The following is a 13,287-nucleotide window of genomic DNA, read 5'->3' on the forward strand; positions in this document are numbered from 1 at the left end:
TACTCTTAAATGTTAATAAACTACAAGATTAAGAAAATGAATCCAACTAAATAGGGCCATAGACATGATATAATCATTATAATAATTTCCAGATGATTCGATGAAAATGGGGTGGGTGTGTCGTGAAAGCGTTAATTGTGGATGACGAGGAACTGGCATTGCTTCATTTTAAAAATATGCTTGAACGAACAAATTGCTTTCGATCCATTGAAATGTTTCAAGATCCGGCTGATGTTCTGGAGTTACCGGATTTTCAGGATATAGACACGGTGTTTCTTGATATCGAAATGCCGGGGATCAACGGGATTGAGCTCGCTGAAGCGATTCAATCGCTGAATGAAAACATTCAGGTTGTTTTTATCACGGCCTATAACGATTTTGCCATAAAAGCGTTTGAATTAAATGCGATGGATTATTTGCTCAAACCCGTCGATTACGTCCGGCTCGTGAAGACGGTTGAACGGATCAGGGAAAACAGCTTGCTAAAGACTTCAGCGGAAAATGCCGGAGGGGACTATTTCATCCAATGTTTTGGGAACTTGCAATTTTACAAAACGGAGAAGGGTGTCAAAACATATATACCCGTTAAGTGGAGAACGTCCAAAGCCCGCGAAATTTACACGTATTTGCTTCATCATCACGGCCATGTGATCAGCAAAGACGTGTTGATCGACCTGTTCTGGCCTGATCACGATGTCTCTAAAGCAAGCACCCAGCTATATACGGCGATTTATCAAATCAGAAAATTAATCGAAAGGCTTCCTTTCGGCCAATCCATCGAGAAGACTGACACAGGATATGTCCTCCGGATTTCCGGTGTAAAAGTGGATGCTGACGAATGGGAGAAGTCGCTGAAAGAGGCTCCTCCAATCCATATGGCGACGATCAACCGGCACATGGAATTGCTGCTTGCATACGAAAACCATTACTTTATGGAACACGGCTATTTGTGGGCAGAACCGGAAAAGACGCGGCTTGCCCGGATATGGCTTGGAAAAGCTTATGAACTGGTCGATTTCCTTATTCATGAAAAAGACTATCGCCGGGCGCTTGATATATGTCTGCTGATCGAGAAAATCGAACCGTTCGATCATAAAATCATCCAATACAAGATGCAGCTGTTTAATAAAACCGGGAATGTTGAAGCAGCGATCAAGGAGTATGAGCGCTACAAACAAATGAAGGACAAAATGAATTAAAAGGTAAACATGAGGACCGGATCAGTCGGTCTTTTTTTTATGCCATTTTTAGCTTACATGCCGATGTTCAGAAATTGTATAGTTCCATCCCATACAATGTAGTTTGGTTCGGATGATGTCAGCTGACATTAAGCAAAATTCATACCCGCGACATCTTGATTACCGCCGCTAAACATACAGCAACGATTTTAAAAGCCTGTCATTCTGCAAATAGAAAAGAATTTTCAGGAGGGAGGCCGGCCTTTTCCAGGCTCAATCGATCCGTACACAAAAACATCATAAAAGGGGAGGAATCACAATTTGAGATCGAAAAAATATTCGTTCAGTCTCAGCAAAAAAAGAGGGCTGAAATCATTTTTGATCACTTGCCTGGCATTGTATTTGATCTTCAGTCAAGTTGTCGGCTTTACGCTGACGGCAGTGGCTGCCGGCACATCAACAGACGGCAGCGTGTTTTTTGATTCAGTGACAATCAAAAACAGCGAAGATCAAACGGTTGACGGCTCAAAGGGAGACGAACCAGCATTAAAGCCGGGTGACAAAGTGACACTCACATACGAGTGGTCGTTAAAAAACGATGAAGAAGCCGGCGCCGAAAACAGTTTCACTGTAGAGGTACCTAAAAGCTTCAAATTCGCTCAGGATGCCGAGGGAGACGTGAAATCCGCAGATCAGCAGATCATCGGCAGCTATCAAGTAGAAGCGGACAGCAATATTTTAACCGTAACCTTGAACAGCTCAGCCGAGGTTTCTGCCGGGGCAAAAGGGTCCATCGCTCTGTCAGCAAAGTTTGCCGCAGATGTGAAAAGCGATACAAAAACGGTCACAGCTCTCTTTCAACTCGGAGCAGGCAAGACGCAGCAAGTGATCATACCCGTGAATACAAGTTCCGAATCTGAAACGGCGAAAAACGATGCTCCGTCATCTGAGGACGATCAGGCAGCAGCAGACGATCAATCAAAATCTTCAGGAGGACAGGACAAAGAGGAAGCGAAGACTAAAGCAGCTGCCGACGCTGAGAGCAGCGATACAAAACCGGCAGCATCTTCAAGAGCAGCGGCAGCCGGAAGCCTTGCGTCCGGTGGCAATCAAATCACCCAAAATATTTTAACCGGCGTGACGCTGACGGATGAGCACGGAAATCCTTATGACAAAAGCAACCGAGCCGACACGAATTCTCCGGCGAAAATTTCAATTGCTTGGGACATACCGAATGAGCTCGGAAAGACGATAAACGACGGTGATCGCTATGAATTTGATCTGCCTGAAGCTTTTATCATGTACAACGATATTATGAATCAGCCATTAAGCTCAGACGGCATCACGTACGGCTATTTTTCAATTGATACAAAAGGCCATGTTGTGATGACGTTTAACGGTGAAGTGAAAAAAGATTCGAATGTCAAAGGGACGTTGTTTGTCAATACGCAGTTTAACGCGCAAAAAATAAAAGGCTCGACGACTCAAAAGATTCCTTTCCCGGTGAAATCAGACACTCCGGAGGTAACGGTTTATTTTAAACCAAACGTAAGCAAAACCATTGATAAATCCGGAACTTTTGATAAAGGCATCAACCCGGGGCAAGTCACATGGACAGTCGACCTCAACAAAAAATTGGATCAAGTCAAAAATGCCAAGCTGACCGAGAACTTTCCGGAAGGATTGATCTATCGTTCTGTCAAAGTTTATCAATTAGATGTCAACATAGATGGTTCAGTCAGCCAGGGAGATGAAGTTCTTTCAGGCTACACCGTGGACTCAGATGGGAATGTCACATTTGACGGTGACATTGATTCGGCTTATCGCCTGATCTATGTGACGGACATCGATGACTCCGCAAAGCCGGACGAAGGCGGAAACGCTGCATTCACAAATAAGGCGACATTCGGCGGAGACAAACTGGAACCGGCTTCTGCAGAGGCCTCTGTCACAGCCAAATACGGGAAAATGATTGAAAAATCGTCGACAGGCTATAAAAGCGATTCACAGACTTTCAGCTGGACGATTTTATATAACTATGGGGAGAAAAAGATTGACGAATCCAAGGCGAGTATAACGGACTCGTTTGGTTCCGATGATTTGCATCTTGTTTCAGATTCCTTAAAGGTGATTCCGATTACTTTCAATCAGAACGGAAGTGAGCAGGCGGGAACGCCTCTAACGGAAGGCAAAGATTATACGCTCTCCGATAAAGGAAACGGGTTTGAAATCAAATTTAACCAAAATGTTACCGGAGCTTACAAAATCACGTATCAAACCGAGGTCAACAGCGGAGTGATCATCGATAAATCAACAACATATACGAACACCGCAGTGACCGGAACAGGGGAATCAAAGAAAGCTTCAGGTACAGCCATTCAGCAAAATTTGATAAAAGGCTATTCAAACATTGATTACCAGAAGAAAACGGTCGATTGGACGATCACAATCAACAAAAACAACTACACCATGAATAACTGGAAGTTGGATGACAATTTCGAAAGCGGCGGGCTCACACTCCTCGACGGATCATTCCGTCTTCAGGATGTGACGAATAACAAAACACTTGAAGAAGGCAAAGACTATACATTGACAATAAAACCGGATCATGAAGGTTTTCTCCTGGAACTCATCGGAGATTATGCGACAACAAACAGTCAGTTTAAGATCACTTATACGACGAATATGAATGCTGACTTTTCCAACGAAAATGTCAAAAACACGGCTGAATCAACCTGGACTGATCACAGCAACACTGAACGCAGAAATAAGGAAGCGAGCAGTTTTACGCCGAATCGCCAGACATCCCACAACGGCTTCAAAAACGGCTCATATAACGCTGTTTCAAAAGAAATCACATGGAAAATCGGCATCAACTATAATGGAGAGCCGTCAAAGAATCCATATATTAAAGATTCTTTAGCAGATGACCAGCAATTTGTTAAAGGATCGGTTGTCGTGAAGAGCTATAAAGTCAATAAAGACGGTTCCATCACAGAAGGAGACATCCTGCCCGCTTCCCAATATGATATGGAAGAGCCGTCGGCTGACAATAAACATACTTTGACTGTCCATTTAAAAACGGACGATTCTGTCCCGTATCTTATTGAATTTAAAACATCGCTTAAAGGACAGGTCATTAAGCATGAACCTTACACCAACAAGGCGACATACCATAATGCCGGATATTCAGAGCGTGAGTTGACGGCATCCGTTTCGGTCGCAGACGGAGGGAGCCTCGTTTTCAAAGGAGGCAAACAAAATGGAGGTTATGTCGATTGGAGCATCAATGTCAATGCGAGCCAGTCGGTATTGGAGGACGTAAAAGTCACCGATACTCCGGATACCAACCAAATTTTAGCTGAAGATTCTTTTAAAGTTTATCAGGCTAAATATGATGAAAAAGGTGCAGTCAAAGACAGCAGCGGAAATCTTGTCCCAGATGATGTTCAGCTTCAGAAAGGCGAAGACTATACACTGGATATCAAGACCGACAATGCAACAGGAGAACAATCATTTGTCCTGAAATTTATAGGCGATTACAAAAAAATCGATCGCGCCTATGTTATTCAATACCAATCATTAATCAATATTGCCGGCACGAGCGGCCATGTTCACAACAAAGTGTCGATTTCGGGAACAAATGTTCAAGAACAGACCCAGGAAAACAACAGCTCGGTCTTTGTTGCCGTTTCAAGCGGCGGCGGTTCAGGCTCAGGTGAAAGAGGAAGCCTGACAATCCTTAAAACGGGAAAAGACGGAACGCCGCTTTCCGGAGCAGATTTTCAATTGCGGACAAAAGATAATGAGCAGCTCCTGCGGACAGGAACGACTGACGACGACGGCAAGCTGACATTCGGCAATATCCGCTACGGCACTTACATTTTAAAAGAGATCAAAGCGCCTGACGGATATACGATCAGCGACGCTTATGCAGACGGGGTCTCCGTTGAGATTAACAGCAGCTCTTCCAGTGCCGGAGCGCATTACAAAGTCGTGAATGAGAAGAATAAGGTGACGCTTATCAAACAAGACGAACAAAAGAATCCTTTGGAAGGAGCCGTGTTCAAGCTGGAGAAAAAATCCGGCGATGGCGCCTTTACGACAATACGTACGAATATTAAGAGCGACGAAAACGGAAAAGTTGAGATCAACGGTTTGCCGCCCGGCGATTATCGTTTGCTGGAAACGAAAGCTCCTGAAGGATATCTCTTAAATACAAAAGAAATCAGCTTCTCCGTCAAAACGAATGATAAGAATCAAGTGCCTGACGTTAATTTAGGAACATTGATCAACTATAAAGGCAGAGCACATTTAACAAAAGAAGATGCGGAAGGCCGTCAATTAGAGGGGGCTGAATTCAAGCTCATCGATCATGAAGGCAAAACCGTTCATGAAAAGCTCACCTCAGATCAAGACGGGAAAATCGCGGTATCTGATCTTGCGCCTGGCCGCTACGCATTTGTCGAAACAAAAGCGCCCGATGGCTTTGTGTTAAACAGCAAGGAAATCGAGTTTACAATATCTGAATCCGCAGAAGAAAAACCTGAATCCGTGGACGCAGGCACAGCCGTCAACTATAAAGGTTCGGTTTATTTGACAAAAGAAGATGCCGAAGGCCATACGCTCAAGGGTGCTGAATTTAAGATCGTTGATCATGAAGGGAATACCGTTCATGAAAAGCTCACTTCCGATGAAGACGGGAAAATCGCAGCTTCAGGCCTTGCGCCTGGCCGCTATGCTTTCGTGGAAACGAAGGCGCCTGAGGGCTATATGTTAAACACCGATCAAATAGAATTCACCATCCCGGGCTCAGCTGAAGGGAAACCGGAGCCGATTGATGCAGGCGCAGCCGTTAATCATAAAGGCTCGGTTCATTTGACAAAAGAAGATGCGGAAGGCCGCAAGCTTGAAGGAGCCTTCTTTAAGATCGTAGATCAAAACGGAAATACCGTGCAGGAAGAACTGGTCTCAGATCAAAATGGAACCGTTACAGCTTCAGGTCTGGCACCTGGGCAATATGCTTTCGTAGAAACGAAAGCGCCCGATGGTTTTGTATTGAACAGCGGGAAAATAGAGTTTGTCATCCCGGATTCCGCTAAAGGAAAACCTGCACATGTAGATGCGGGCACAGCGGTTAACTATAAAGGTTCTGTTTATTTGGAGAAAAAAGATGAAGACGGCAATGGATTAGAAGGAGCCGTGTTTAAAATCATTGACAGCGATGGCAAAACAGTCAGAGACGATTTGATCTCTAAAGAAGGCGGCAAAATCGAGGTTGCCGGTTTGGCGCCGGGAAGCTATCAATTTATTGAAAAATATGCTCCTGACGGCTACCTGCTGTCAACAGATCCGATCCCGTTCTCCATTACCGGGGAGCACGAAGGTGAGCCGAAACAGGTTGAACGGACAGCTATCAACAAGAAAAACAGCGTTGTGCTCACAAAAGTCGGCCAGGATGACAAGGGCGCCGGACTTCAGGGGGCGGAGTTCAATTTGACAGATGAAAATGGCAAGGTGCTGAAAACCGGTTTGGCAACAGACGCCGACGGTCGGCTCACAGTGTACGGCCTCAAGCCTGGTAACTACCAGTTTGTCGAAACAAAAGCGCCTAAGCATTATCAATTGGATGAAACGCCAATATCGTTCACAGTCAAAAATACTGATACAAAGCCAATCCAAATGACTGCAGAGAACCACTTGACACCGGGCGATGTGAAACTGACGAAAGTGGACCGCAACGATAAAAAAGCCGTTTTGAAAGGAGCCGAATTCAAACTGCTCGATGCCGATGGAAAGCTTGTTAAAGCCGGAGGCAACAGGAAAAAGCTGCCGGCAGTCTGGACTACAGATCAAAACGGGCAGTTCACAGCGGAGGGATTGGCACCTGGACGCTATCAATTTGTCGAAACGAAGGCTCCTGATGGTTACAAGCTGGATGAAATCCCGATTCCTTTTGAAATTAAAAAAGGACAGACAAAACCGATTGAGGTGATCGCGTCCAATGAAAAACTGAAAACGCCGGCTGCTGACAAAGGCACACCGGATCGCAACCCAGGGGGCCCTAAAACAGATAACAAAGGCACGCCGGACCGCAATTCGAAAGAAGATCCTAAAACAAATGACAACGGTCATTTGAAAGATATGCTTCCGAAAACAGGTGACACAGATAGCATCATTCCGATCATGATCGGAATCCTGCTGATTCTGTCTGGAGGAGCCTTCGCTTTCTTCACAAGAAAGAAACAAAGAAAGGCGTAAACGAATCATTGAAGCACCTGATCATTGAACCGGTCAGGTGCTTTTTTGAAAAAACCGGCATTCGTTCATTTGACATTAAGGTTAGAAAGGACTGTGAGGCATGTATAAAAAAATGATCGTTGCCGTGCTTGTCATATCAGGTATACTCTTCGTCTTATCTCCTTTCATTAAAGAAAGCATCATCATCAATCTCAGCAAGAATAAAAGTTTTGAATTGACTGCTGAACAGGCGGAACAAAACAATGCGCAAAAGGCGTCATTTGATTTTGACGCGATTCAGCCGCCTTCTTTTATGGAAACAGTAAAAGCCGGTCTCGATCGTGAGTCGAAAGCGGTCATCGGCCGGATCACCATAAGCAGCGTCAATATCAAGCTGCCGATATTGAAAGGCACAACCAATCAAAATCTTCTTTACGGAGCGACAACAATGCGTCCTGATCAGAAAATGGGAGAAGGAAACTACCCGCTGGCCGGACATCATATGAAGCGGGAGAGCCTCTTATTCGGCCCCCTTATCAACATTGAAAAAGGGGATACCGTTAAAATCACAGATTTTAAAAAAGACTATATATACGCTGTAACGTCCAAACAATTCATTTCTGAAATGGACACAGATATGATTCAAGAGACGAAAGAAAAGGAAATGACGCTGATTACATGTGACAAAGCCGTGAGAACCGAAGGACGCCTTGCGGTTAAAGGAAAGCTGATTCATGTTGCTGTTCACAGATAATTGAATGTCCGCTGTAGGCAGACAAAAATACTGAGGGGGAAGCCTCTTGGTATTTTTTTATTGACTAAAATTCTACACATCACAAAAAAGTGACAAAAAGATCACTATAAAGTGACAAAAGTGAAAAAATGCTGATAAATAATAAAAAAAGAAAATGAAGCTATGCGAATCGGCTGAAAATCCTGTCGCGCCGCGATTATTAGCGCTTTTTCTCAATGAAAAAAGATAAATTTTCTGAAATTTATGTTGACTGAAAGCGCTTTTAAAATTATGATAATATCAGATCTAACAAAGATGTACCAAAAACATTACTATAACCTAACAATATGTATTTAAGCGGAATAAAAATGAAAGCGATTCCAAAATATTCCGTAGTGGGTAATTGGTTGTGCGGAAGCTCCGGCTTCCATCAAAATAAAATTTTAATTTTCTGTTAAGGAGGGGTTGCCGGGGCGAGACTTTCAAAAGTTAGATATGAGGCTTTTAGGAAAAGAAGTGAGCTCCTTTTAAGGATGTTTCGAAAACCTTTGGAAATAAATCAATTTTCCTATAAACAAAGGCGGGGGAAATAAATATGAATGAACAGGGAAATCAGAAATCATTTTTGCGTACTGTTATTTTAGTCTCGACGTTCGGCGGGCTTCTATTCGGATATGATACCGGAGTGATTAACGGAGCCTTGCCTTATATGTCTGAAGGAGATCAGCTGAACCTGACTGCATTTACAGAAGGGTTGGTCGCAAGTTCCCTTCTCTTGGGAGCTGCATTGGGAGCAGTGTTCGGTGGAAGGCTCTCCGATTATATCGGACGCCGCAAGAACATCATTTTTCTAGCTGTACTTTTCTTTTTCTCGACGCTTGGATGTACGCTTGCGCCTGATGTGACGATTATGGTCATCTCTCGGTTCCTGCTCGGAGTTGCTGTAGGGGGAGCATCTGTTACAGTACCGACTTACTTGGCTGAAATGTCTCCTTCAGAAAAAAGGGGACGAATGGTTACCCAAAATGAATTAATGATTGTCTCCGGACAGCTCTTGGCATTTACTTTCAATGCCATCCTTGGAACCACAATGGGCGATTCTTCACATGTTTGGCGTTACATGCTGGCCATTGCCGCCGTCCCGGCTGTATTCTTATTCTTTGGTATGCTGAGAATGCCTGAAAGTCCGCGCTGGCTCGTCTCTAAAGGGAAAAATGAAGCGGCGCTGGGCGTTTTGAAAAGAATCCGCGAGGAAAAAAGGGCACATTCGGAAGTTGCTGAAATCGAAGCTGCGGTCATGAAAGAATCGGAAATGAAAAAGGCGAATTATAAAGACTTGGCTGTTCCGTGGGTGCGCCGAATCGTATTTCTCGGAATCGGGATCGCCATCGTTCAGCAGATTACCGGTGTAAACTCTATCATGTACTACGGAACAGAAATTCTCAAAAACGCCGGATTTGAAACAAAAGCTGCACTGATCGGAAATATTGCAAACGGTGTCATTTCAGTTTTGGCGACATTCGTGGGGATTTGGCTTTTAGGGAAGGTCGGACGCAGACCGATGCTGTTGACCGGTTTAATAGGGACAACATCAGCTTTGCTGCTTATCGGCATCTTCTCAAACGTCCTTCAAGGTTCAGTTGCTCTTCCGTATGTCGTACTTGCACTGACTGTAACCTTCCTTGCATTCCAACAAGGCGCCATTTCTCCTGTAACATGGCTCATGCTTTCTGAAATATTCCCGCTTCGTGTGCGCGGCCTCGGGATGGGCGTCACTGTATTTTGTTTGTGGATCGTTAATTTCTTTGTCGGATTTTCGTTCCCGATACTGCTTGATGCGATCGGGCTGTCATCGACATTCTACATTTTTGTCGGACTTGGACTTCTTTCCATTGCATTCGTGAAAAAATTCCTTCCTGAAACAAAAGGTCTCACGCTTGAACAGCTTGAGCATAATTTCCGCAACTACAAATCGGAAAAAGCAACAAGCGATGCAGGCGCTAAAATCAGCGGATGACAATTTGAATTGTTAAGGGACATGCAGGTGGAGTTATAGATAAGGTATTTGAAGTTTGTGGGCAGAAATCTTTACGTAACAAAGATTTCTGCCTGCATTTTTGTATACACTGCGCAAAAGTAATGTATCCGGAGGCGTCTTGAGGATCTCCTAAAAGCAGTTCTGAAAATAAAACCTTCATTAAATGACCGTGGAAGAGTGATGTCGAGGTTAATGATTTATAGCTTCGGTTCCGTATATATCTTGATGAAGTGGGGAACATTCAATAAAACATCACATAAGATGAAAAGGTCCAGTGAAACGTCATCTATTATAAATGGCTGGAAGCATTATTTTTTTAGAGGTATAAAAAATGAAAAAAGGTGTTGACGGATGTGTTGGAGACATGATATATTATTATTCGTCGCTGAGACAACGAAGTTACAGCTTCAAAACACAGATATGATATACATCATTTAAAGGGTGTACAAAAGCCTTAAAATGTGTATAATAGATAAAGTCGAAATAAAAAAGACTTCATTCTTTCGGCAGAAAAACTTCAAAAAACTTCTTGACTTCAACTGATATTCATAGTATTATAGTTAAGTCGCCTGATGAAGCGCCCGTAGCTCAATTGGATAGAGCGTTTGACTACGGATCAAAAGGTTAGGGGTTCGACTCCTCTCGGGCGCGCCATATATTCGCAATGCGGGTGTAGTTTAGTGGTAAAACCTCAGCCTTCCAAGCTGATGTCGTGAGTTCGATTCTCATCACCCGCTCCAATTTTAGAATGATCTTTGAAAACTAAACAAGACAAACGTACCTGTTAATTCATTAAATAAATCGCACATGCGAATGTGCGTAGTCAGGGGCCTGCACGATGCAGGTCATGCAGATGTTGTCACAGGATGTGACGAACTTAATCTGCGCTCCATTATTTCATGGAGAGTTTGATCCTGGCTCAGGACGAACGCTGGCGGCGTGCCTAATACATGCAAGTCGAGCGGACCGACGGGAGCTTGCTCCCTTAGGTCAGCGGCGGACGGGTGAGTAACACGTGGGTAACCTGCCTGTAAGACTGGGATAACTCCGGGAAACCGGGGCTAATACCGGATGCTTGATTGAACCGCATGGTTCAATTATAAAAGGTGGCTTTTAGCTACCACTTACAGATGGACCCGCGGCGCATTAGCTAGTTGGTGAGGTAACGGCTCACCAAGGCAACGATGCGTAGCCGACCTGAGAGGGTGATCGGCCACACTGGGACTGAGACACGGCCCAGACTCCTACGGGAGGCAGCAGTAGGGAATCTTCCGCAATGGACGAAAGTCTGACGGAGCAACGCCGCGTGAGTGATGAAGGTTTTCGGATCGTAAAACTCTGTTGTTAGGGAAGAACAAGTACCGTTCGAATAGGGCGGTACCTTGACGGTACCTAACCAGAAAGCCACGGCTAACTACGTGCCAGCAGCCGCGGTAATACGTAGGTGGCAAGCGTTGTCCGGAATTATTGGGCGTAAAGCGCGCGCAGGCGGTTTCTTAAGTCTGATGTGAAAGCCCCCGGCTCAACCGGGGAGGGTCATTGGAAACTGGGGAACTTGAGTGCAGAAGAGGAGAGTGGAATTCCACGTGTAGCGGTGAAATGCGTAGAGATGTGGAGGAACACCAGTGGCGAAGGCGACTCTCTGGTCTGTAACTGACGCTGAGGCGCGAAAGCGTGGGGAGCGAACAGGATTAGATACCCTGGTAGTCCACGCCGTAAACGATGAGTGCTAAGTGTTAGAGGGTTTCCGCCCTTTAGTGCTGCAGCAAACGCATTAAGCACTCCGCCTGGGGAGTACGGTCGCAAGACTGAAACTCAAAGGAATTGACGGGGGCCCGCACAAGCGGTGGAGCATGTGGTTTAATTCGAAGCAACGCGAAGAACCTTACCAGGTCTTGACATCCTCTGACAACCCTAGAGATAGGGCTTCCCCTTCGGGGGCAGAGTGACAGGTGGTGCATGGTTGTCGTCAGCTCGTGTCGTGAGATGTTGGGTTAAGTCCCGCAACGAGCGCAACCCTTGATCTTAGTTGCCAGCATTCAGTTGGGCACTCTAAGGTGACTGCCGGTGACAAACCGGAGGAAGGTGGGGATGACGTCAAATCATCATGCCCCTTATGACCTGGGCTACACACGTGCTACAATGGGCAGAACAAAGGGCAGCGAAGCCGCGAGGCTAAGCCAATCCCACAAATCTGTTCTCAGTTCGGATCGCAGTCTGCAACTCGACTGCGTGAAGCTGGAATCGCTAGTAATCGCGGATCAGCATGCCGCGGTGAATACGTTCCCGGGCCTTGTACACACCGCCCGTCACACCACGAGAGTTTGTAACACCCGAAGTCGGTGAGGTAACCTTTTGGAGCCAGCCGCCGAAGGTGGGACAGATGATTGGGGTGAAGTCGTAACAAGGTAGCCGTATCGGAAGGTGCGGCTGGATCACCTCCTTTCTAAGGATATTATACGGAATATAAGACCTTGCGGTCTTATAGACAGGTGCGTTTAGATCTTGTTTAGTTTTGAAGGATCATTCCTTCCGACATAGGAACACCTGCTAAATGCGCCACATCCTGTGGTAACGCATGTGTTAGCATGTCCTATGCGTTGTTCTTTGAAAACTAGATAACGAAAGTAGACATTCACATTCAATTGTAATGCAAGATATCACGTAGTGATTCTTTTTAACGGTTAAGTTAGAAAGGGCGCACGGTGGATGCCTTGGCACTAGGAGCCGATGAAGGACGGGACGAACACCGATATGCTTCGGGGAGCTGTAAGCAAGCTTTGATCCGGAGATTTCCGAATGGGGAAACCCACTGCTCGTAATGGAGCAGTATCCATATCTGAATTCATAGGATATGAGAAGGCAGACCCGGGGAACTGAAACATCTAAGTACCCGGAGGAAGAGAAAGCAAATGCGATTCCCTGAGTAGCGGCGAGCGAAACGGGATTAGCCCAAACCAAGAGGCTTGCCTCTTGGGGTTGTAGGACACTCTGTACGGAGTTACAAAAGAACGAGGTAGATGAAGAGGTCTGGAAAGGCCCGCCATAGGAGGTAACAGCCCTGTAGTCAAAACTTCGTTCTCTCCTGAGTGGATCCT

4 protein-coding genes, 2 tRNA genes and 2 rRNA genes (1 of these 8 running past the window's edge) are annotated in these 13,287 nt (G+C 45.3%); all 8 read left to right on the forward strand.

Going from position 1 to position 13,287, the window contains the following annotated elements; genetic code table 11:
* Nucleotides 1–122 precede the first annotated feature (122 nt).
* Nucleotides 123–1,199 carry a response regulator gene (locus tag MKX80_RS03235; protein ID WP_154995535.1) on the forward strand — a complete coding sequence of 359 codons (1,077 nt, stop codon included), beginning with the start codon at nt 123–125 and terminating at the stop codon, nt 1,197–1,199.
* Nucleotides 1,200–1,499: 300 nt separating this feature from the next.
* Nucleotides 1,500–7,439, forward strand: coding sequence for a SpaA isopeptide-forming pilin-related protein (locus tag MKX80_RS03240; protein WP_268343403.1), 5,940 nt, complete (start codon nt 1,500–1,502; stop codon nt 7,437–7,439).
* 100 nt (nt 7,440–7,539) lie between these two features.
* Complete coding sequence (locus tag MKX80_RS03245) at nt 7,540–8,172, forward strand: class A sortase (RefSeq protein ID WP_268293549.1); 633 nt, start codon at nt 7,540–7,542, stop codon at nt 8,170–8,172.
* Nucleotides 8,173–8,746: 574 nt separating this feature from the next.
* Nucleotides 8,747–10,168, forward strand: a complete 1,422-nt coding sequence (locus MKX80_RS03250; RefSeq protein ID WP_268316478.1) for a sugar porter family MFS transporter — start codon at nt 8,747–8,749, stop codon at nt 10,166–10,168.
* Nucleotides 10,169–10,766: 598 nt separating this feature from the next.
* Nucleotides 10,767–10,843: transfer RNA gene (locus tag MKX80_RS03255), tRNA-Arg, on the forward strand.
* Nucleotides 10,844–10,855: 12 nt separating this feature from the next.
* Nucleotides 10,856–10,929 (forward strand) — tRNA-Gly (locus MKX80_RS03260).
* Between the two features lie 156 nt (nt 10,930–11,085).
* Nucleotides 11,086–12,635, forward strand: a 16S ribosomal RNA gene (locus MKX80_RS03265).
* Nucleotides 12,636–12,871: 236 nt separating this feature from the next.
* A 23S ribosomal RNA gene (locus MKX80_RS03270) occupies nt 12,872–13,287 on the forward strand (it continues 2,514 nt past the right edge of the window).
* Together the 16S and 23S rRNA genes with 2 tRNA genes alongside form the textbook arrangement of a ribosomal RNA operon.

The organism is Bacillus sp. FSL K6-0972, assembly GCF_037976035.1.
Lineage (GTDB): Bacteria > Bacillota > Bacilli > Bacillales > Bacillaceae > Bacillus > Bacillus haynesii.

What these genes read in the sequence shown, in the direction of transcription:
- MKX80_RS03250 (WP_268316478.1), top strand. Translation starts at nt 8,747, where the DNA reads ATGAATGAACAGGGAAATCAGAAATCATTTTTGCGTACTGTTATTTTA.
- MKX80_RS03245 (WP_268293549.1), top strand. Translation starts at nt 7,540, where the DNA reads ATGTATAAAAAAATGATCGTTGCCGTGCTTGTCATATCAGGTATACTC.